This window comes from Roseovarius sp. MBR-79 (assembly GCF_053628555.1).
This window is the reverse complement of sequence record NZ_JBRJGP010000004.1, coordinates 43,240-63,540: the sequence shown is the minus strand read 5'-3', so window position 1 is coordinate 63,540 and position 20,301 is coordinate 43,240. Positions and strand designations below refer to the sequence as shown.

Below are 20,301 nucleotides of genomic sequence, written 5' to 3'. Positions count from 1 at the left end.
ACGCTCCATGCCTGGCAGCGTCGACCGGGCTCGGTTCTGTCGCTTGGACCGCTTGCATCATGACGACGACGTTTTCGGGGATGCAACGCGCGATCACGTATCGCCGAACACCTTGTCCATCGCCGCGGCCAGATTTTTGTCGCGGTCGCTCGAGGGCGGGTCGCCCAACAGGAACCTGTCCTGCGCCGATTCGGCCTTGGCAAATCCAATCAACTCCTTGAATTCGGACATGGACGTAACCGGCTGGGGCAGTGTGCGCGTGCTGTAGCCGTTCCGCAGCGTTGCCATGTTCCGGCGCATCGCCTCGGTCGCGCTCATCAACGCGACGAGAGGGAAAACCGCGAGTCCGGCAACCGCCTCGATCTCTTCGGGCTTCAGATCGGTCTCAAGCCATCCGAGGATCTGGAGCGAGAGCGGAACGCCCACGGCCTCGCGCAGGCGCGTCAATCCGGCAATATCGTGAAAGCAGCGCGAAATCGGCTGGATCAGATCGGCCCCCGCCTGAACGTAGAGCCGCCCGCGCATGATCGCCTCTGCCTCGGTCGCCGCGTCGGTGCGGGCAATGATGATCGTGTCGGGGTCGCGGCGCGCCTCGACGGCGGCACGTATCTTGGCCGCGTGTTCCTCCGGCGTCAGAATCTCGATGCGGCCTGCGGCGGCAGGGCACCGTTTCGGGGCAAGCTGATCCTCGAAGATCATCGCGGTCACCCCTGCCTTCTCGAAGGCGCGCACGGTCCGCATGACGTTCAGGGCATTGCCATATCCCGTATCGGTATCGGCAATCACCGGCACCTCGACCGCATCGACCATGCGCGAGACAACCCCGAGGTTTTCGGTCATGGTGTAGAGTTCGACATCGGGGGCCCCGAGATGCGAGGCCGAGATGCCGAAGCCGGTGCTCATGATTGCATCGAAACCGGCCTGTTCGGCCAGCTTGGCCGAGAGCGCGTCATAGGCACCGGCGGCCCAGAGTGTCCTGCCCGCACGCAATTGCGCGGCGATTTCCGTCTTGGTGGTGGGTGTCATGCGCTGGTCTCCCTGTCGCGGGCATGAAGGTAGCCGATGAGCCCGCCATGGGCGAGCATCATCCGGTCCCCTTCGGACAATGGCTCGACCGGCAGTTCGGCCCCGGTGGTCAGATTGCGAAACAGGTTGCGCGCCCAATCGAGTTCTATCTCATCCCAGCGCGACACGGCGCCAAGGATGCCCGGACAGGCCGCCTGAGCGAAGCCCATGGCGATCTCGCCCCGCCAGTAGCCCGGCGAAAAGCTTTCGGCGATCACCCCGGCCAGACCGAGATGCCGCATTGCGATCATCGGCGGATAGTGCGGATGGCCGTAGCCGAAATTCTCGCCGCCGATGAGAACGTCACCCGGTTTTATCTTGTCGGCAAAATCGGGATCGAATTCCTTCATGGCGACCTCGGCCAGCTTCTCGGGGTCCTTCAGCTTGATGTTCGCGACACCGACGATGTCGTCGATGTCGAAATCCGGCTCGTCGAAAATCCAGGCCACGCGGCCACGCAGGTTTTTCAAAGTCACGTCGGCCTCCTTCAGAGATAGTCGCGCGGATCGGCGATCTTGCCTTCTATCGCGGCGGCGGCGACTGCCGCAGCGTTGACGATGAAAATCTCGGAGTCGCGGCTGCCCATGCGTCCGCGCACGTTCAGCGTGCCCGTCGAGACCGCCCTCTGCCCGGCGGACATGACGCCCATCCGACCAAAGCAGTAATCGCAGGATGACGACGTCACGAAGGCACCGGCCGCGACCAGATCGGCTATGATGCCCTCTTCCGCCGCTTGCCACATGATTGCCTGGCTGGTCGGCACGACGTTCAACTGAAACCCCGGCTTGACCTGTCGTCCCTTCAACACCCGGGCCGCGATGCGCAGATCCTCCAGCCGCCCCGAGGCACAGGACCCCAGATACCCCAGATGCACCTCGGTGCCGAGATGGTCGGAAAGCTTCTGCGTGTTCGCAGGGCTTGGCGGGATGACGACGACCGGCTCCAGATCGGAAATGTCGATGGTGTGCTGCGCTGCGTAATCCGCATCGTCATCCGAGAACAGCGGCTCTATTTTCGCCCTGGCCCTTGGGCGCGCGTAATCGAGAGCGGTCTTGTCGGGATTGATGATCGCGGTGATCGCACCGGTGAACATCGCAAGGCAGGTGATGGATTGCCGGCCTTCCAGCGACAGGGCGTCGATCACCGGCCCGGCCAGTTCGAGCACCTTGAAGCGGCAGGCGGAACTGCCGATCTCGCGCACGATGTGGTGAAAGATGTCGCGCGCCATCACGCCCGGTCGCAGTGTGCCGGTCAGATTGACGCGCACCGTTTGCGGCACGTTGATGAGAATATGCTCCTTGACGAACGCCTCGAGCAGGTGCCGCCGCAGGCCAAGGGCGAATGTGCCGAACGTGCCCAGTTGCGAGATATGCCCGTCAAAATGCACCGCGAAGGCCCCCGGCGTCGCATAGCCAAGCTCTGCGGCGACCTGGTGACCGATGCCCTTGCGCTCGTAGACAGGCACACCCTGCGCCTTGCCCCAGTCGCGCGTGATCTGGTGCAGCTCTTCCTCCGCCGGGGTGACGGCCGGCACCATGTGGTCGATGAAGAGCGCAAAGCGTTCGGGGGCGACGACCCTGTCGATGCCGAATTCCTCTTTCATCTGCCTGAAGATGACATCGGTGTAGCCCGGAAAGTCATAGGCGATGACGAAATCCGGGCGCGCCCGGATATCCTCTCCTGCACGGACCCTGTCGCGTCCGGCGCTGCGCGCCAGAATCTTTTCGGCGATGGTCAGCCCCATACGGACCTCCTGTTTCTGACTGCGGCCAGCGTATTGGTCCGGGGCGGTTTGTCAATTTATGATTTTGATTTCATCAGATGAAAACTACAGGAGGCTTGCGCCTATGCCCGCGCAGGCCGCCTCCAGCGCGGCAAGCAGCGGGCGGCGCGGGGCCCCACCGTCATCCACGATCGCGGCCGTCAATCCGCCAAGCGAAACCGCGCCGATCACCGTTCCATCCGCGCCCCGAACCGGGGCTGCCAGGGCCGATAGCCCTTCGACCACATCATCGGTCGATACCGACCACCCTTGTGCCCGGATTGCGTCGATCTGCTCTTTCAGGGCCAGGGGATTGGTGGTGCTGTGCCGCGTCATCGCCGTCAGCGGCACCTCCATGGCGGCGTCCCGCTCGGCCTCGGGCATGTGCGCCAGCAGGAGGCGCGGCGCGGCACCGCAGTTCAGCGGCATCGCCTCGCCAACCGGCCACCAACGGACCTGAACCGGCGAATCGCCGTGCTGCCTGTCGATGCATATGGCCTTGCCGTCCTGCATGACGGACAGCAGAACGGTCAGCCCGGTCGCGTCCGCAAGCGCGCGCAGGTGATCTTGCGCCACCTCCCGCAAGGACCGCCCCTCGGGCACGGCAGAGGCGAAGCGCATCATCTGCATGGTCAGGTAATAGCGCCCGTCCGGCGTCTGTCCGATCACGCCATTGTCTCTCAGCGTGACCAGAAGCCGCCGCGCCGTTCCCGCGTCAAGCCCGGCACCGCTGCCGATTTCGCCAAGCGTCAGATACATCCGCGCCGGAGAAAAGCATTTCAGAATCGTGATCGCCCGCGTCACCGAACGCACCCGCGCCAGGGTCGAGCCGTCCCGCTTTGCGATGCCGCGTTCGTTGAGTGTCATGCTCGCCCTCGTGCCCGTTTCGCAATTTGCGCGCCGCAACTCTGGCACGTCCCGGAGTATATTTCAACAGATGAAATTATGATTGCCAGTTGACATATGCCTGATCTCCGCCAAACACTGAACGCAGCCCGTAAGCCGGGCCCAAAGGGAGGATACCAATGCAACACTTCAAGATCGCACTCGGTGCGGCGGTGCTGGCGCTGACAGGCCTTGCAACCTTCACGGCAACCCCGGCCGACGCACAGACCCGCGAACTCCGCTTCGCCGAGTTCGGCCCCAATGCCGGCGCGCGCGCGTCCGGTATTGTCTGGCTGGACCAGGAACTGCGCAAGAGATCCAACGGCGAGCTTGGCCTCGACATCATCTGGGGCGGGGCGCTGGTCGGCGCAGCCGGTGCCGCGCAGGCGATTTCCGATGGCGTGGCCGACATGGGGTCCATCGTGCCGGTCTACGCGCCCGGTCAGCTCGTGAGCTATGAGGTCGTGGATACGGGCGAGATTTCCGACGAATACATCGGCATGATGGCGGCCTATGAGCTCATGACAACGCACCCCGTCGCCCTGGAAGAGGCGCAGCGGTTCAATGTCCGGTATTTCGGCAACTACACGACCGGTCCCACCCAGCTTCTCACCCGCAACACGCCCGTGGCCAGCCTCGACGATCTCAAGGGATTGACGATCCGCACGACGGGCGCGCATGTTCCGGCGCTCGAAGCCTTCGGCGCGGCGACCGTGTCAATGTCGCAACCCAATGTCTATGAAGCCCTCTCCAACGGTTCGGTCGACGGATCGACCACCTATTACTACGTCGTCGACGGCTACAAGCAATACGAGGTCGCCAACTACATGACCGAGATCAACATGGGCCAGACCCTGGGATTCGGCATCATCATGAACCTCGGGACCTACCAGAGCCTGACCGAGGACCAGCGTGCCCTGATGGATGAGTTGGGCCGCGACTTCACCGTCGAAATGGCCGGGATCATGGCCCGCTCGCGCATCGAGACCAAGGCCAAGCTCGCCGCGGGGATCGACGGCAAGGCCGTCGAAATGCTGGGTGCGCCCACGGAGATGCGCGAGGCGCTGATCGAGGTGGCGCTGGCGGATGCCGCCAACTGGATCGCCAAGGCCGACCAGAAGGGCATTGACGGCAAAGCGTTCTTTGGCGAGTGGATCGCCCTTACCGAAAAATGGGCTGCCGAAGTTGCCGCCAAGGGCTATCCTTGGGAGTGATCCCGCAGCCCTGATCGACCATGCGTCCGCCGCGCAGGCGGACGCCCTTCATCCGCCCCCTTCCGCCTGACAGCACCGGAGCGCCCAAGATGATCGCAAGAGCCGACAAGCTGCGCAAGGCGATGGTTGCCCTCGAGACTGCGGCCCTGAGCCTTGCGGGGCTCGTGCTTTTGGTCATGGGTCTGATCATCGTCTCCTCCATACTCGGCAAGACGCTGTTTTCCCGGCCTATTCCCGATGATCTGCTGATGGTGGGCCTGCTCAATGTCGCCGTGATCACCCTCCCGCTCGCCTATGTCGAAAGGCAGCGTGGCCATATCGCGGTCACGATCACGACCGACTGGCTCGGCATCCGCGCCAAGGGGGCGCTCCGGGCGTTCGGCGCGCTGGCCATGGCGGTATTCTTCGGCGGCATCGGCTTCATGGTCGCGCGGCGCATGCCCGACGAGATCACGCGCGGGGCCTATTATGACGGCACGCTTCAGATTCCGACCTGGCCGATGAAGGCGGTCTTCGGCGCGGCGGTCCTGCTCTTCGTGGCGCGGCTGGTGCTCAGCGTCATCGAGGGCATCCAAACTGCCGTGACGGGCGAGGACATCGCGCCGGACGATACGCGCAACAGGGAGGCCTGACCGTGGATCCGCTTCTCGTCGGGTTCATCGCGCTCTGCGTCACGCTGGTCTTGCTGGCGATCCGGGTGCCGATCGCGGCGGCGCTGGGGATCTCGGCCTCTATCGGCATATTCATCATCTTCGCCTGGCGTCCCGGGGCCGACTTCGCGGCACAATGGGCTTGGCGACCGACCCTGTCGCTGATTGCGAACGGGCCTTACGATTTCCTCAAGAGCTACAGCCTTGCGACGGTGCCGCTTTTCATCCTGATGGGGCATCTCGCTTTCGAGGCGGGCTTTACCACGGATGTCTACCGCGCCGCGCGGCTCTGGCTTGTGCGGTTGCCGGGCGGGGTCGCGATGGCGTCGGTCGTCGGTTGCGGCGGGTTCTCGGCAATCACCGGCTCTTCCGTGGCCTGCGCCGCCGCAATGGGCCGCATCGCGATCCCGGAAATGCTCCGGTTCGGATATTCCAAATCGCTGGCAACCGGGTCTGTCGCCATAGGCGGCACGCTCGGCTCTCTCATTCCACCGTCGATCCTGTTCATCCTCTACGGGGTGTTTGCCGAGCAATCCATCGCCCGTCTGTTCATGGCGGCGATCATCCCCGGCCTGCTGTCGCTGGTGGCCTATCTCGCGGTCATCTATATCTGGGTCCGGCTCAGACCCGAGGCCGCGCCGCGCCCCGACGAGAAAATCACCCCGGCCGAACGCTGGCGTAGCCTGGGCCGGTGCTGGTCCATCATCGTGCTGTTCGCGGTCGTGATCGGGGGCATCTATGCGGGGTTTTTCACCCCGTCCGAGGCCGCAGGCGTCGGGGCCATCGCAGCACTGGTGCTGGGCCTTCTGCTGGGACGGCTGAACCTGGCCAAGATCGCATCGGCCCTGCGCGAGAGCGTGTATCAATCCTCGATGATCTTCGCCATCGCGATTGCCGGCAAGATCTATGTCAGCTTCATCGCGCTCACCGGGCTGTCCAATTTCATCGGTGACTGGATCGCGGCATCGGACATTCCGGTGATCGCCGTGCTCGCCATCATCGTCGTTTTCTATCTGGTGCTGGGCATGTTCCTCGATCCCATCGGGATCATCCTGCTTACGCTTCCGCTGACCATACCGATCATCGATGGCTACGGCATGTCGCTGATCTGGTTCGGTGTGGTCGTGATCAAGCTGCTGGAGATCGGCCTTGTCACGCCGCCCATCGGGCTGAATGTCTTTGTCATCAAGTCGATCGTCGGCAACAGTATCCGGCTCGAGACGATCTTTTACGGCATCGGCATGTTCCTGCTGGCCGAGATTGTCGTGCTCGGCATGATCGTTGCCTTCCCCGCCATATCGCTCTGGCTGCCCGGTATTCTCATGTGACCTGCAGGCACCGGTCAGCCCCGGCGCGACCAACCGAAAGGACGAGACCATGAACAGGACGGACATTCCCCGCACGGCCGACCCTCAAGCCATGAGGCCCGCCGCGTTTCCCCGGTTCCCGGAGCCGCCGCTGCGCGGCACGCGACCGCCGCGCTGTCCGCCCTTCGTGGAGATCACTTCGTCGGATCAGTTGTTGCCCTATCTCGAACATGTGGCGCGCCGCCCCTACAATCATGGCCTGAATGCCTGCTGGGATCTCAGGCGCGGCGAGCGGGTCATGCTGCGGGTGGACAACTGGCACTCTCCGCTGACCATCGAGGCCTGCCAGCGGATCCTTGAGAAATACGGGGTGAAATACACCATCCGCCATATCGACCGCGGACCGGTCCCGCAATGGATCGGGGCGGATGAGGTGGACTATTACCTGTTCCGCACCAAGGAACTCGCCGAATGGATGGATATGTGGGAAGAGGAGGAGAAGAAGCAGGAATTCGACAAGATCCTGATGGGCTATGGTGGCCCGGTCCTTGCCGAACGCTTCATCAAGATCCAGCGGATGCCGTTCATCACCCCTGAAATCCTTGCCTCTCCGGCCCATGCCATGCCGATCGAGGTGCTCAATGCCATCGACCGCTGGACCTGGGACCGCATCCGCAGCGCCAAGCGCGCGCGCATCACCGATCCGGAAGGCACGGACATATCCTTTACCAACCATGACGATTACTGGGATGCTGACCGCCAATTCTACAATCCCGACCTGACCGCCGCGACCTGGACCGGGAACGAGCATTTCGGCAAGACCTATCTGCCGGGTCACATCACCGGGCGGCCCTGGATGTTCCACCCGTTCAAGGAAGACGGCACCGGCGTGATCGCGGGCACCACCAATCACATCGCGCCCTGCGACTGGACCAGACTGATTGTCGAGAACTCGAAGATCACCGAAATCCAGGAGGGTGGCGAATTTGGCCGCAAGTTGCGCGAGGTGATGGAAAGAACAAAGGACATCCAGTATCCGACCTTTCCCGGAAAGGGCATCATGCACTGGTGGGAAGCCTCCATCGGCACCAACCCGCACATTCACCGCCCGCGCAAGGATTTCCCCAGCGGCTTCGTCAACTGCCTCTACGAGCGCGTGCGCTCCGGCGTGATCCACATGGGCTTTGGCACCATCATCAGTTCGATGGCCGAACGCGAGGCGGCGCGCGCCGGGCACCTCGTGGGGCATTGGCATCTGCACCTCTATTTCCCGACCTATACATGCGAGCGCGACGGCGACAACGAACCGATCATCCAGGATGGTCGTCTGCTGGCGCTCGACGATCCGGAAATTCGCAAACTCTGCGCCAATTACGGCGATCCGGACATGTGGCTCGACGAGTCGTGGAACCCGGCCGTGCCGGGGCTGAACATGGATGGCGACTACTGGGACCATTACGGCCGCGACCCGTTGCATTGGGTCAGGACCGAGTTGGAAGTCTGTCGCACCTATCACCCGATGTTCATGAAAATGACCGGGGCGGATGACAAATACTGTCATGGGGCCGGCGCCGACTGGTGGAAAGGCGGATGCGTCAACCATTCGGGTGTCCGTGCAGATGTGCTGTCCGGCAATTGCTGCGGGACGGATCACTGAACCGGTGCGGTCGATGCCGGGGACGCATCGGATGCCAACACCCGCCTCACCCCCCGTGCACGGCGCTCCAGCGCTCTATGAGGGCCTGCTGCAGACCCTTGGCGCGGCCGTTCCAGCCGCGGGCGCCGGGCGGGCTGTCGTCTTGTGCGGGGTTGATGCGCGCGCGCAGGCTGTCGCTCGCGGTGAAGATGGCAAAGACAAGATCCTTGCCCCCCGGCGTGGTGACATAGCCTGCCAGCGTGCTGACGAAATAGAGCGTCCCGGTCTTGGCCACGACTTTCACGGGATGGTTTCTGGCCACGTTGCCCTTGGCGTCGCGCAGGGTGAATTCCCGCAAGAGCGGGCGCAGGAGGGCCGCGCGCCTGGCCCCGGCCAATCCCCGCGCCATGTCCGCCGCCGTCAGGCGCGAGCGGTCGCTGAGGCCCGAATGATCGCGCAGCGCGGCGGCCGTCATGCCAAGGCTCGCCGCCGCCCAATCATTCATCGCCTGCGCCGATTGCGCCAGCGTCGCCGCGCGCCCCTGTCTGCGCGAGGTGGCGGCGATCCCCACCATCTCGGCGGTGAGGTTGGTGGAAAACCGCAGCATGTCGCGCAGCACTGTCTCCAGCGTCTCGCTCTTGTGCGTGACCAGAACGCGGCCCGAGGGCGCACCCGTCATCACCTCCGGTGTGCCGAGCACGATGCCCTGCGACCGCGCGAAGGTGGCAAACACCTCGCCTGCGTAAAGCTCCGGCTTGCGCACCGGCAGCCAGCGCGCACCGCCATTGCCAAGCGCCCCGCGCGCCACGCTCCAGTCATCGCGCGCGCCGCCATCGGCATAGACATAGACCGGCGCGGCGCGGTCGGCGATGCGCATCCGTGCCATGGTCACATCCGGGCGGTAGCGGTCCGAGCGCGCGTCCATGGTGACCGCATATTGACCGCCCTGCCGCTTCCACTCGAAATGCACGCGGTTGTAATTGAGGTTGAGCCCCGACAGCGCCGGGTTATAGCCCGCATGATCGGGCTGTTTCTCGTCGATGGCGCGCTTGAACGGCACCGCCCCCCCCCAGAGCCGGAACCGCCCCCGCACCTCGCGCAAGCCCGTCTTCTTAAGTGCGGCCGCCATCCCCGCCAGCGCATTGGTATCGAGCGTCGGATCACCGCCCCCCGCCAGCACCAGATCGCCGCGCAGCACGCCGTTCTCCACCGGCCCCGTGGCAAGGAGCCGGGTCTCGAACCGGTGGCCCGTGCCCAGAGCGTCCAGCGCATAAAGTGCGGTGACCGCCTTGGTCACGCTCGCGGGGGGCAAGGCGGCGCTGCCGTCCTGCTCCTCCAGCACCCGGCCCGTGGCGGGATCGACCACCGCAAACCCGACCCGACCCGAGAGATTGGCCTTGGCGATCAGCGCCTCGGCGGCGGGGGCCCCGCGCGTGGCCACGATGCCCGCACCCCGCGCCGGTCGCGCCACCGGGCGCAGCGATGTGGCGGGCGGCCCCGACAGTGCGGGGCTGGCCAGCGCGGCAAGGCTGGTGGTCAGGAAAAACCGTCTGGAAAAGGTCTGCGTCATGACGAGACAGTAGCCAATCGCGCGCCGCCCGCGCAATCGCGATGAGGCCTGCGCACTGTCACTTTTGTGCAACATCCGCCGTGATCCCGCGCGCGCGCAGCGCGGTGGAGGAAATGTCCGTCATCGGCACGTTGACAAAGCACCATGCCGGCGGGCGCGCCGCCCCGAGCGCGTGGCTCTGTCCGGTCGCCAGCCGCGCGCCGCCATAGACCCGCGCCGCCACCGAGAGCCGTGCCGATATGCGCTGACCCGGCCGTGCCAGCACCCCCACCGGCACGCTTTCCATGATCGCGCGCCAGTCCTGCCAGCGGTGCAGTTGCGCGAGGTTGTCCGCCCCCATCAGCCACACGAACCGCCTCCCCGGACAGATGCGCCGGAGCGCGGCCAGCGTCTCGGCGGTGAACCGCGTGCCCGCGCGCGTCTCGAAATCCGTGACCGCGATGCGCGGGTGATCCACCAAGGCGCGCGCCGCCGCCATCCGCGCGGGCAATGGCGCGGGGCCGTGGCGCTTCAGGGGGTTGCCGGGGCTGACCATCCACCACAACCGGTCAAGCCCGAAGCGGCGCAGCGCCTCGCGGCTGATATGCAGATGTCCGGCATGGGGCGGATCGAAAGAGCCGCCCAGAAGGCCGATCACCTGACCGGGACGTGAAAAGGGCAGGCCGTGGGTCATGCGCCTGTCATTGCCAGCGCGCCGCGCGGTGTAAAGCGGAAATGCGCTCAACGGCCGGGATCGCCGATGCGCGGGGCGGGCCGGGCCTGCACCAGCCGCCAGAAATTGCCCTCATCCGGTTCAAGATTGCGCGCGCCGCTTGCGGGCACCGCCCCGGTGGCGATGACGAGCGCCATGTCGCGCAGCACCTCGGGATTGTTGCGGAAATAGTTGTGGCTGGAGGTGCCGGTGACCGCGCTCACATTGATGAAATCCACGTTGCGGATGCGGGTGAAGATCTCGCGCTCGGCCTCGCCCAGTTGCTCGAACGAGATCCGCCCGAATCGCGTGCCCGCCAGCAGCACCTGCGCGAGGCCCAGCGCGCTGTCGCCGGGGTTGATATAGACGGTGATGCGGCCGAAGGCGGGGCCGAACCGTTCGGCAATGAGCCGCTGACGCACCACTGAGAAATCCAGATCGGGTGCGGCAAGGATCAGGTTCTCGACCTTCAGGCACCGGCGCGGATCATGCCCGCCCGCCCGCGCCTCTATCACCAGCTCGCGCAGCGCGGTCGTGACCACATCGCTTCCCCGGCTATGGGCGACGATATGGATCTCGTTGAGCCCCGGCACATCGGCAAGGATGCGCAGCGTCTCCTTGAGATGAAACACCGAGAACTCGCCGCTTTCGCGGTCCTTGAAGTAGCCGAAGGCACCGGGATTTCCCGCAGGCCAGCCAAAAGCCACCGGCACCGTGTGCGCGCCGCTTGCCTGCCAGAGCCGGGCAAGCGTTGCCATCGTGTCGTCGAACTGGCTGTTGAAGCCGTGCACATAAAGCAGGATGTCGCGCCGGCCGCTCCGGCGCAGCGCCTCGGCAAGGCTGGCACGCATCTCGGCGCGCGCGGCCTCGTAGGTGCGCGCCTGTCCGGGGTCGGGGACGGGCCTGCCGTCCTGCATCGTGAAAAGAAGCGGCGTGGCCGGAAAGCGCACCGTGTCGCGCGCAGCTTGCAGGCGCGGGCGACCCTCGCCCGTGTCGATTTGGGCCGTGCCAAAGCTCATCGCCGCATCGCGCCGCACACTGAACCGCAGACTGTCCGGCTCGTCGCGCTCGATCATGCGGTTGCTCACGAAGAAGAAGTCCGGCTCGGCGGGTGCGTCAAGGATAGGCAGGCTGCGGACACCGCCGCAGGCGGCCAGCATGAGCGCCAGCAAAAGCGCGAGAGAGGCCGAGAGAGGGCGCATCTTGGCTCCGCGTTCCGGTTTGCGTCAGTATGACGCCGAAGCCGCGCGCGGCAATGGTCAATGTCTTGCATCAGAGCGATTTCCTGTGCGGATGTTCATGGTTTGTTAGCGTGTCGCGTGCAACGTCCGTCAGCAGCAGACCACAAAGCGGGGCAGGCCGTGGCTTTGACGGACGACAGCAGCGAGGACGGGGCGCAGGGGCTTTTCCGGCGCATCGTCGCGGGTGCGCAGGACGGTATCGTGGTGCAGGACATGGCCGCGCGCATCGAATGGGCCAACCCGGCCTGCGAACGGCTCTATGGCTGGCCTCTCGATCAGATGCGCGGGCGCAAACCGCAGGAATTCATCCTCCCGCCGGAGACGCGGCCACCCGAGACCGAGATTGCCGGTTTCCGCTACGATCCCCGCAGCGCGCTCTTTGGCCGCTATCAGCTCAGCCGCCACATCCGCCGTGACGGCACAACCTTCTGGAACCAGCAGAGCTTTGCGCTTCTCGATCTTGGCGCGGACGGGCAGAAGGTGGTCATCACCTGCCGCGACGTGACCGATCAGGTCTCGACCGAACAGGCGCTGCGGCAGGTGCAGGTCGATCTGCGCCATGCGGCCCATCATGATGACCTCACGGGCCTCGCCAACCGCAAGAAGCTGGCCGAATATCTCGCCTCGCCGCCGGTGCGCGCGGCGATGGCGCGTGGCGCGCTCGGCGTTCTGGTCATCGACATCGACAAGTTCAAGGACATCAACGATTCGCTGGGCCATCGGGCAGGGGACCGGACGCTGGCCCATGTGGCGGCCCTGCTGGCGCGCGTGGCGGGGCCACGTGATCTTGCCTGCCGCACCGGCGGCGATGAATTCCTGCTCGTGTGTGACGCCCCCGACGGCGAGGAGGGGTTGAGGGCGCGCGCCGAGGCGGTGCTGCGCGCGCTGGACCGGCCGTTTCTCTGGCGCGACCACTCCATAGCCATCGGCGCGTCGATCGGGGCCTGTCTCGCCACCGGTCCTGCCACCACCGGTGAAGAGATGATCCAGCACGCCGATACCGCGCTCTACGCAGCCAAGGCGCGCGGTCGCGGTCGCGTGATGCAGTATACCGCCGATCTGGGACAGGCACAGCGCGCCCGCCAGACGCTCGCCCGCGACCTGCGCGAGGCGGTTGCCTGCGATCAGTTCGAGATCCATCTCCAGCCGCAGCTTTGCCTGAATTCCGGGCGCATCCGCGGCTGCGAGGCGCTTATCCGCTGGCGCCATCCCCGCCGCGGCCTGCTCGCCCCGGCAGCCTTTCTGGAGGCGGCGGACGGCTTGGGCCTTATGGCCGAGATCGATTATCTTTCGATGACAATGGCGCTCGACGCGCTCCGGACCCTGATCGAGGCGGGTTTCGGCCACCTCACCATGTCGATCAATGTCTCGGCAGCGATTCTCGCCGATATCAACTATCCCGGCCTGCTCGACTGGGCCCTGCAATCGCGCGGCCTGCGCCCCGATCAGATCTGCGTCGAGGTGCTGGAAACCACGATCCTCGACGGTTCCGGCGCGGATGTGGTCAGCGCGGTCGCGCGGCTCAAACGGCTCGGTGTGCGCGTCGCTCTCGACGATTTCGGCACCGGCTACGCGGGTCTGGCGCATATGGCCAGCTTCGAGGTGGACGCAATCAAGCTCGACCGCTCGATGATCGCCCGGCTCGACCATGACCCGCGCAACCGCGTGATCGTGCGCGCCATCATCCGGCTCTGCCGTCTTCTGGACATGAGTGTGGTCGCCGAAGGGGTTGAGACGGCGGATCAGCTTGCCATTCTGCGCCGCGCCCACTGTCCGGTCATTCAGGGCTTTGGCCTCGCGCGGCCCATGCCGCTCGATGTGCTCATCGACTGGCTCTGTGCCAACGATCCCTTGCCCGCCACGGCCCCCTTCGGCGCAGCACTCGGCGCCCCCGCCGCGTCGGTGCCACCCCGCCTCATCGGTCATGTGCGCTGACCATTGCCCCCGGCCCGCGCGCCCGCTATCACCACGGGCGATCATGAAATCCCCGACGGAGAGGCAGTCCCATGGCGTCCTATCAATATGTCTACAACATGCAAGGGGTCTCCAAGACCTATCCGGGCGGCAAGAAATGCTTTGAAAACATCCACCTGAGCTTTCTTCCCGGCGTCAAGATCGGCGTCGTCGGCGTCAACGGCTCGGGCAAGTCCACGCTCATGCGCATCATGGCGGGGATCGACACCGATTTCACCGGCGAGGCGCGCGCGGCGCAGGGCGCGCGCGTGGGCTATCTCCCGCAGGAGCCGCAACTCGACGAAACCCTCAACGTGCGCGGCAACGTGATGCTGGGCGTGGCCGAGAAACAGGCCAAGCTCGACCGATTCAACGAGTTGGCGATGAATTACAGCGACGAGACCGCCGACGAGATGGCGCAGCTTCAGGACGAGATCGACAGCGAAAATCTGTGGGATCTCGACAGCCGGATCGACGTTGCCATGGAGGCGCTGCGCTGCCCCCCCGATGACGCGCAGGTTGCCAGCCTGTCGGGCGGCGAGCGACGCCGCGTCGCGCTCTGCAAGCTGCTGCTCGAGGCCCCCGACATGCTGCTTCTGGACGAGCCGACCAACCACCTCGACGCCGAAACCATCGCCTGGCTGCAACAACACCTGATCGACTACAAGGGCACGATCCTCATCGTCACCCATGACCGCTATTTCCTCGATGACATCACCGGCTGGATTCTCGAACTCGATCGCGGCCGCGGCATCCCCTATGAGGGCAACTATTCCGCCTGGCTGGAACAGAAGGCCAAGCGCCTCGCACAGGAAGCGCGCGAAGACAAATCGCGGCAAAAGACGCTGGAACGGGAACTGGAGTGGATCCGCCAGGGGGCCAAGGCGCGGCAGGCCAAGCAAAAGGCGCGGATCAACGCCTATGAGGATCTGGCCGGCAAGTCCGAGCGCGAGAAAATCGCCCGCGCCCAGATCGTCATTCCCAACGGCCCGCGCCTTGGCTCCAAGGTGATCGAGATCGAGGGGCTGAAAAAGGCCATGGGTGACAAGCTCCTGATCGAGGATCTCAGCTTTTCGCTGCCGCCGGGCGGTATCGTCGGCGTGATCGGCCCCAACGGCGCGGGCAAATCGACGCTCTTCAAGATGTTCACCGGGCAGGAAAAGCCCGATGCCGGCACCATCGCGTATGGCGACACGGTGCAGCTTTCCTACGTCGATCAGTCGCGCGATGACCTCAAACCCGATGACACCGTGTGGGAGGCCATTTCCGGCGGGGCCGAGATCATCCAGTTGGGCGATGCCCAGATGAACTCCCGCGCCTATTGCGGCGCGTTCAACTTCAAGGGCGGCGACCAGCAGAAAAAGGTCTCGCTGCTGTCGGGCGGCGAGCGCAACCGCGTCCACATGGCGCGGCTCCTGAAAGAGGGCGGCAACGTGCTGCTGCTCGACGAGCCGACCAACGACCTCGACGTGGAGACGCTGCGCGCGCTTGAGGATGCGCTCACGGATTTCGCCGGCTGCGCCGTGGTCATCTCCCATGACCGCTTTTTCCTCGACCGCATCTGCACCCACATCCTCGCCTTCGAGGGCGACGCGCATGTGGAATGGTTCGAGGGCGACTTCTCGGCCTATGAGGAAGACAAGAAACGCCGTCTCGGCCCGGACGCGCTGGAGCCGAAGCGGGTGAAATACAAGAAGTTCGCGAGGTGATCGTCATCCCCGACTTGATCGGGGATCTCCTGGCCACGAAGATCCTCGGGTCAAGCCCGAGGATGACGGCTCAAACCGGGTGAAGGCCGCGCGCAACCCGGACGCAAGGCCCGCCGCGCGGTCATCATTCTTCAATCATGGCTCTGGTGCGATCCGCTCTCACGCGCCTATATGTGCCACGCGCACCTTCGGGAAGTGCGCGACGAGCCGCGCCAGTTGCGCCGCATCGGGCATCAGGCAGGCGGCGGTCGAGAGCGCATCGGCCACCGCCGCGCGCGGCGCGGCAATCGAGACGCGCGCCCATGGAGCAGGGCGGTCCGCGCCGTCCGGTGACAGGATATGCCCCTGCCGTCCGTCCCGGTCCATGACCGTGCCGAAGAGGCCCGAGGTGGCCAGCGCCTCATTGCCAAGGCTCAGGTGCGGGCCGTCCTCGATGCGCACCGGCCAGCCCGCGCCGATGGCGGCGATCTCGCCGGTGTCGATGAGGCCAAGCGTCAGTCCCTCGGCACGCAGAAGCGCCGCGACGCGATCGGCGACATAGCCCTGCGCCACCCCGTTGAGCGTCAGCGCCATGCCGGGCCCGAGCGTGATTGCGGCGGGCGTCACCGACACCCGTTGCCAGCCGACATGCGCGCGGGCCTGCGCGATCTGCGCGGGGTCGGCGGGCCGGCCCTTGGCATGGGCGTGCGCCAGCGTGGCCCAGAGGGGCTGCACCGTCGGGTCAAACCGCCCGCCGCTGGCACGGTGCACCGCGCCGCAAAGGCTGAGGATGTCGAGCATCTCGGGCGGCGGCGCGTCAAGCCGCCCCGATGCGTTGAGCCGCACCAGCGCCGAGTCGATCCGGTGAAGGCTGAAGAGGTGCTCGAGCCGCGCGATTTCGGCCAGTGCCAGAGCGGCGAGGCGTTTCGCTTCGGGGTGGCGCAGGTGCAGTGTGACCGCCGCCCCCATCGCCTGCCCGCGATGGACGGATGCGGGCACGGCCCCGGCCCCGCGCGCGGCCAGCGCCACCGGCAGGGCGGCGCAGATGGTGAGAAAGCGGCGACGGCTCTGCATCGGGGTCATCCTTCGGTCGGGGTCAGCGCCCTGAGGCGGCGGCGGAAATCGTCGGTATCTGCGGGGCTCTCTTCTGGCGTCGTCACCGGAGCGAGCAATGCGGCATCGGGGATATCGGCAAGGCCCATCACCCTGCCGCCATGGCGCGCGGCGAAGGCCTGCGCGGCACCGGCATCGGCGAAGGGCTGCGCCTCGGGCGCGCCCATGCCGCCAACCCGTTCCGAGCCGATCACGTAATGCGCGGCCCCGGCGGCGATCCAGTTATCCGCGCCCATCTCGTCCCAGCTTGGCGCGGCGCCCAGATCGTTGACATAGATGGCGGCGATGATGTGGCTTTGTTCGGGCATCCGCGCATAGGCCAGCGCATCGCGCACCTGGCTGAAGAAGAGCGGCATGGGCAGCCCGTCAAGATGCACCTGCGCCTTGGGGCCGGGATGCTCGATCAGGTCCATCTGACAGAAATGGCCCACGGCCTCGGCGGTCAGTTCCACCGGCGGCGGGGCCTCAGTTCGGTCCTCCTTGCAGGCGGTGAGCGCGAGAAGGGCAACAAGTATCAGGCGGATCATGGCGTGATCTTTCGAAAGGCGGCAAGCGCAAGGCCGAGGGCGGCCAGCGGCCACAAGAGAAGCGAGGCCAGCGCCGCGCCCGGCGGGATCGCGTTGGCCGCCCCGGCAAGGCCCGCGGCGGCGGCCCCCGCCTCGGACGCGGCGAGGTTGTAGAGGCGGAAGGCATCCGCCGGATTGGCCAGCAGCGCCACGGGAAACACATCGGTGGTGAACCAGCCGCCATTATCCGCGACGAGCGCCGCCAGCAGCCCCAGATCCCACAGCACGATCACCCCAAGCCACAGCCCGATCGCCAGCCCCGCCGCCCCCGAAGGCCGCCGCGACATGGCCGAGAGCGCATAGCCCGCGCCAAGAAACACCGCCCCCAGCACCACCGAGGACCATGTCAGCCGCCAGAGCGCGGGCAGCCCCGCCACCGCGCGCGCATCCCAAACCCAGATCGCCAGCGCGGCAAGGCCGTAGCCCGCCCCCACCGCCAGCGCCAGCACCGCCACATGCGCCAGCAGCTTGCCCAAAAGCACCTCGGCGCGGCTCAGCGGATAGGTCAGCAGAAGCGGCAGCGTGCCGCGCTCGGCCTCGCCCGCGATGGCGTCGAAACTCATCAACAGCGCCACCAGCGGCACAAGATAGACCCCGAGCGAGGTGAGCGAGGCCACCGTCACCGAGAGCCGGTCCACCCCCACCGTGCCCGACGGGGCCGATCCGGCAGCGGCGAGAACGATGGAAAACACCGCCATCATCACCACCGACACCGCCACCCAGCGGTTGCGCAGGCTGATGCGGAATTCGGTCTGCGCCATGGACAGGATACGGATCATTGCGCGCCCTCCCGGCTGAAATGGGTGTAGAGGTCTTCAAGGCTGGGCGGGTGCATCTCGATATCCTCCAGGCTTTCGGTCTGCGCGCTCAGACGGCGCAGAAGGCCCATCTTCTCATCCTGCCGACAGCGATAGGTGATGCGGTCGCCGCGCAATTCGCCGCCCGGCACGGCATCGAGGATCGCCGCGCGCGCGCCGTTGACGGCGGTCAATTCCACCGTCACCGGCAGGTCGGCGGTGCGGCGCAGCGCGCTCAGGCTGCCCTCGGCCCGCAGGCGGCCATGGGCAAGGATCACCATGCGGTCGGTGCGCGCCTCGACCTCGGTCAGGGCGTGCGAGGACAGCAGGATCGCCACGCCCTCGCTCGCAAGCTCTTCCAGAATGGTGTAAAAGCCCCGCCGCGACACCGGATCGAGGCCCGATGTCGGCTCGTCCAGAACCATCAGCCGGGGCCGCCCGATCAGCGCCTGCGCCAGCCCGACGCGCTGGCGCATCCCCTTGGAATAGGTGCCGATGCGCCGGTCGGCGGCGTCCGACAGCCCCACCCGTTCCAGCAGCGCGCCCGCCTGCGCCGCAGGCTCGCCCCGCAGGCGCAGGTAATGGGCGATGGTCTCGCGCCCCGTCAATGCGGGATGAAAGGCCGCGCTTTCGGGCAGATAGGCCACGCCCGCGCGCGCCGCCCCCGATCCGGGCCGCGCGCCCAGCACCTCGACCGTGCCGCCATCATGCGGGATGAGGCCCAGCACGATCTTCATCAGCGTGGACTTGCCCGCGCCGTTATGGCCCAGAAGCGCCACGCGCTCGCCGGGGGCGACCGTCAGTGACACATCGTCGAGCGCGGTCGCGCCGTCAAAGTGCTTAGTGAGATGCGAGAGCGTCAGCATCGTCCCTCCTTCGGTTGCGGGCCTTTGCAAGGGCGCGCGCCTCGTCGGGCAAAAGCGCCTCGGGCACGGCGATCTCGACAGGGGCCATCATCGGGTAGCTGTCCACCACGCCCCCCGGAAGCACGGCGGGAAACGCCGCCTGCGACCAGCGCAGAAGCTGCACCACCGGCGCGCCCAGAAGCAGCTTGGCGGCGGGTTGCGACCACAGGATATGGTCCATCAGATCGTTGGGCCGGAACGGGCCATCGGCACGCCCGTCGCCATCAAGGTCAAAGGCCGGGTGGTCCGACCAGTAATTGCCGCGCCCATCAAGGCTCCATTCCACGTCGCGGGTGCCCACGTATTTGACCTGCGTGCGGTTGCCGACAAAGGCATTGCCGGTGATCGCGTTGCGCTCTGACCCGGCGGTGAAATGAATACCGATCTCGCAGCCCTCGAACCGGTTGCCGGCAATCAGGTTCTTGTGGGCGTTGTAGACGAACGTGCATTTCTCATGCGTGCCGCCGCGCACCAGATTGCCGGTCACATCGGCGCTGTTGGCATAGTTGAGCATGAGGCCATGGGTTCGGTCGCCGAGCGAGAGATTGTCGCGCACCGTGATCCGGTCCGAGAACATCAGCGCATAGCCCAGCGTGTTGCCGATACTGATATTGCCGCTGATCTCGGTGTCGTTGGTATACATGAAATGCACGGCAAAGCGCAGGTCGCGGAAGATGTTGTCGCGAAACACGTTGCGGCGCGAGGCGTTGGAAAAGATGCCGTCGCGCCCGAGGCGGATATCGTTGCCCTCCACCACCGCGCCGGGGGCGTTCCAGACATAGATGCCGTTGCCCCGGTCGTTGACGCGGTGAAAATCGCTGCCGATCACGGTATTGCCGCGCACAACGGCATCCTGCGCGCCGTGAATGTCGATGCCGTGCAGGTTGCCGGTCAGGTGGTTGCCCTCGACAAGCGCGCGGGTCGCCCCCTTGAGCAGGCGGATGCCGGAATCGACCGCCGCCCCGTCCTGCCCCGAGCCCGAGATGGCAAGCCCCCGGATGATGACATCGGGTGCGGTCACGGTGATGACCGAGCCCTCGCCAGTGCCGATGATCGCCGCGCCGGTCTCGCCCTCAAGCGTCATGGGCCGGTCAAGGATCACCGGGCCAGCGTGGCGGCCCGGTTCAAGGATCAGATGCGCGCCGGGGTCTGCCCGACCCAGCATGTCCTGCAACGCCCCCACCGGCACCCGCTCCTGCCCCGCCGCCACAAGCGGCAGGACCAGAAAGCACAAAACGGCAAGGGCGCGCAGGATCAT

The 20,301-nt window shown here is 66.0% G+C and carries 18 protein-coding genes; 6 read left to right on the top strand and 12 right to left on the bottom strand.

The features are described from left to right. Positions 1-93: 93 nt before the first annotated feature. The 4 genes from ACSSV8_RS05160 to ACSSV8_RS05145 all read right to left on the bottom strand — a co-directional run bounded on the left by ACSSV8_RS05160 (position 94) and on the right by ACSSV8_RS05145 (position 3,694). The gene (locus ACSSV8_RS05160) at positions 94-1,026 is read right to left on the bottom strand and encodes an isocitrate lyase/PEP mutase family protein (RefSeq protein WP_454281730.1); all 933 of its coding nucleotides are present in this window, start codon (positions 1,024-1,026) and stop codon (positions 94-96) included. Continuing rightward, entirely contained in the window at positions 1,023-1,541 is a 519-nt protein-coding gene (locus ACSSV8_RS05155; RefSeq protein WP_454281729.1) for a hypothetical protein, read from the bottom strand. Before ACSSV8_RS05155 ends, ACSSV8_RS05160 begins: the two co-directional genes overlap by 4 nt. Positions 1,542-1,552: 11 nt before the next feature. Beyond that, positions 1,553-2,809 (bottom strand): 3-isopropylmalate dehydratase large subunit, encoded by a 1,257-nt coding sequence (locus tag ACSSV8_RS05150; protein WP_454281728.1) that lies wholly within the window; start codon positions 2,807-2,809, stop codon positions 1,553-1,555. A gap of 84 nt (positions 2,810-2,893) precedes the next feature. Then, positions 2,894-3,694, bottom strand: a complete 801-nt coding sequence (locus ACSSV8_RS05145) for an IclR family transcriptional regulator (RefSeq protein WP_354539949.1) — start codon at positions 3,692-3,694, stop codon at positions 2,894-2,896. Between the two features lie 158 nt (positions 3,695-3,852). Here ACSSV8_RS05145 and dctP point away from each other — a divergent pair, with 158 nt between their 5' ends. From dctP to ACSSV8_RS05125, 4 genes are all read left to right on the top strand, one after another. Next, complete coding sequence (dctP, locus tag ACSSV8_RS05140) at positions 3,853-4,926, top strand: TRAP transporter substrate-binding protein DctP (protein WP_454281727.1); 1,074 nt, start codon at positions 3,853-3,855, stop codon at positions 4,924-4,926. A gap of 89 nt (positions 4,927-5,015) precedes the next feature. Further along, entirely contained in the window at positions 5,016-5,558 is a 543-nt protein-coding gene (locus tag ACSSV8_RS05135; protein ID WP_454281726.1) for a TRAP transporter small permease, read from the top strand. Between the two features lie 2 nt (positions 5,559-5,560). Then, positions 5,561-6,904 carry a TRAP transporter large permease gene (locus tag ACSSV8_RS05130; RefSeq protein ID WP_454281725.1) on the top strand — a complete coding sequence of 448 codons (1,344 nt, stop codon included), beginning with the start codon at positions 5,561-5,563 and terminating at the stop codon, positions 6,902-6,904. A 49-nt stretch (positions 6,905-6,953) separates the two neighbouring features. Beyond that, entirely contained in the window at positions 6,954-8,540 is a 1,587-nt protein-coding gene (locus ACSSV8_RS05125) for a hypothetical protein (RefSeq protein WP_354539945.1), read from the top strand. Positions 8,541-8,586: 46 nt separating this feature from the next. Here ACSSV8_RS05125 and dacB read toward each other — a convergent pair whose 3' ends face one another. From dacB to ACSSV8_RS05110, 3 genes are read right to left on the bottom strand one after another with little or no spacing between them, the layout of a single operon-like run. Further along, positions 8,587-10,089, bottom strand: coding sequence for a D-alanyl-D-alanine carboxypeptidase/D-alanyl-D-alanine endopeptidase (gene dacB / locus ACSSV8_RS05120; protein WP_454281865.1), 1,503 nt, complete (start codon positions 10,087-10,089; stop codon positions 8,587-8,589). 58 nt (positions 10,090-10,147) lie between these two features. Further along, on the bottom strand, positions 10,148-10,762 hold the full coding sequence (locus tag ACSSV8_RS05115; RefSeq protein ID WP_454281724.1) for a nicotinate-nucleotide adenylyltransferase: 615 nt from the start codon (positions 10,760-10,762) through the stop codon (positions 10,148-10,150). Between the two features lie 47 nt (positions 10,763-10,809). Then, positions 10,810-11,982 carry an alpha/beta hydrolase gene (locus ACSSV8_RS05110; RefSeq protein WP_454281723.1) on the bottom strand — a complete coding sequence of 391 codons (1,173 nt, stop codon included), beginning with the start codon at positions 11,980-11,982 and terminating at the stop codon, positions 10,810-10,812. A 159-nt stretch (positions 11,983-12,141) separates the two neighbouring features. Here ACSSV8_RS05110 and ACSSV8_RS05105 point away from each other — a divergent pair, with 159 nt between their 5' ends. Both ACSSV8_RS05105 and ettA read left to right on the top strand, forming a co-directional pair. Then, positions 12,142-13,956 (top strand): putative bifunctional diguanylate cyclase/phosphodiesterase, encoded by a 1,815-nt coding sequence (locus ACSSV8_RS05105; RefSeq protein WP_454281722.1) that lies wholly within the window; start codon positions 12,142-12,144, stop codon positions 13,954-13,956. Between the two features lie 71 nt (positions 13,957-14,027). Then, entirely contained in the window at positions 14,028-15,683 is a 1,656-nt protein-coding gene (ettA, locus tag ACSSV8_RS05100; RefSeq protein WP_354539940.1) for an energy-dependent translational throttle protein EttA, read from the top strand. A gap of 159 nt (positions 15,684-15,842) precedes the next feature. Here the strand turns inward: ettA and ACSSV8_RS05095 are convergent, their stop codons facing one another. From ACSSV8_RS05095 to ACSSV8_RS05075, 5 genes are read right to left on the bottom strand one after another with little or no spacing between them, the layout of a single operon-like run. Next, positions 15,843-16,736 (bottom strand): FAD:protein FMN transferase, encoded by an 894-nt coding sequence (locus tag ACSSV8_RS05095; protein WP_354539939.1) that lies wholly within the window; start codon positions 16,734-16,736, stop codon positions 15,843-15,845. Positions 16,737-16,741: 5 nt separating this feature from the next. Further along, positions 16,742-17,302, bottom strand: a complete 561-nt coding sequence (locus ACSSV8_RS05090) for a nitrous oxide reductase accessory protein NosL (RefSeq protein ID WP_354539938.1) — start codon at positions 17,300-17,302, stop codon at positions 16,742-16,744. Then, on the bottom strand, positions 17,299-18,120 hold the full coding sequence (locus ACSSV8_RS05085) for an ABC transporter permease (protein ID WP_454281721.1): 822 nt from the start codon (positions 18,118-18,120) through the stop codon (positions 17,299-17,301). Before ACSSV8_RS05085 ends, ACSSV8_RS05090 begins: the two co-directional genes overlap by 4 nt. Next, positions 18,117-19,004, bottom strand: coding sequence for an ABC transporter ATP-binding protein (locus ACSSV8_RS05080; protein ID WP_454281720.1), 888 nt, complete (start codon positions 19,002-19,004; stop codon positions 18,117-18,119). Before ACSSV8_RS05080 ends, ACSSV8_RS05085 begins: the two co-directional genes overlap by 4 nt. Beyond that, positions 18,979-20,301: a nitrous oxide reductase family maturation protein NosD gene (locus tag ACSSV8_RS05075; RefSeq protein ID WP_454281719.1), complete on the bottom strand. Its 1,323-nt coding sequence runs from the start codon at positions 20,299-20,301 to the stop codon at positions 18,979-18,981. The genes ACSSV8_RS05080 and ACSSV8_RS05075 overlap by 26 nt, the downstream gene beginning before the upstream one ends.

What these genes read in the sequence shown, in the direction of transcription:
- ACSSV8_RS05075 (WP_454281719.1), bottom strand. Translation starts at nt 20,301, where the DNA reads ATGATCCTGCGCGCCCTTGCCGTTTTGTGCTTTCTGGTCCTGCCGCTT.
- ACSSV8_RS05095 (WP_354539939.1), bottom strand. Translation starts at nt 16,736, where the DNA reads ATGCAGAGCCGTCGCCGCTTTCTCACCATCTGCGCCGCCCTGCCGGTG.
- ACSSV8_RS05150 (WP_454281728.1), bottom strand. Translation starts at nt 2,809, where the DNA reads ATGGGGCTGACCATCGCCGAAAAGATTCTGGCGCGCAGCGCCGGACGC.
- ettA (WP_354539940.1), top strand. Translation starts at nt 14,028, where the DNA reads ATGGCGTCCTATCAATATGTCTACAACATGCAAGGGGTCTCCAAGACC.
- ACSSV8_RS05160 (WP_454281730.1), bottom strand. Translation starts at nt 1,026, where the DNA reads ATGACACCCACCACCAAGACGGAAATCGCCGCGCAATTGCGTGCGGGC.
- ACSSV8_RS05090 (WP_354539938.1), bottom strand. Translation starts at nt 17,302, where the DNA reads ATGATCCGCCTGATACTTGTTGCCCTTCTCGCGCTCACCGCCTGCAAG.
- ACSSV8_RS05085 (WP_454281721.1), bottom strand. Translation starts at nt 18,120, where the DNA reads ATGATCCGTATCCTGTCCATGGCGCAGACCGAATTCCGCATCAGCCTG.
- ACSSV8_RS05115 (WP_454281724.1), bottom strand. Translation starts at nt 10,762, where the DNA reads ATGACCCACGGCCTGCCCTTTTCACGTCCCGGTCAGGTGATCGGCCTT.
- ACSSV8_RS05110 (WP_454281723.1), bottom strand. Translation starts at nt 11,982, where the DNA reads ATGCGCCCTCTCTCGGCCTCTCTCGCGCTTTTGCTGGCGCTCATGCTG.
- ACSSV8_RS05080 (WP_454281720.1), bottom strand. Translation starts at nt 19,004, where the DNA reads ATGCTGACGCTCTCGCATCTCACTAAGCACTTTGACGGCGCGACCGCG.
- dctP (WP_454281727.1), top strand. Translation starts at nt 3,853, where the DNA reads ATGCAACACTTCAAGATCGCACTCGGTGCGGCGGTGCTGGCGCTGACA.
- ACSSV8_RS05125 (WP_354539945.1), top strand. Translation starts at nt 6,954, where the DNA reads ATGAACAGGACGGACATTCCCCGCACGGCCGACCCTCAAGCCATGAGG.
- ACSSV8_RS05135 (WP_454281726.1), top strand. Translation starts at nt 5,016, where the DNA reads ATGATCGCAAGAGCCGACAAGCTGCGCAAGGCGATGGTTGCCCTCGAG.
- dacB (WP_454281865.1), bottom strand. Translation starts at nt 10,089, where the DNA reads ATGACGCAGACCTTTTCCAGACGGTTTTTCCTGACCACCAGCCTTGCC.
- ACSSV8_RS05145 (WP_354539949.1), bottom strand. Translation starts at nt 3,694, where the DNA reads ATGACACTCAACGAACGCGGCATCGCAAAGCGGGACGGCTCGACCCTG.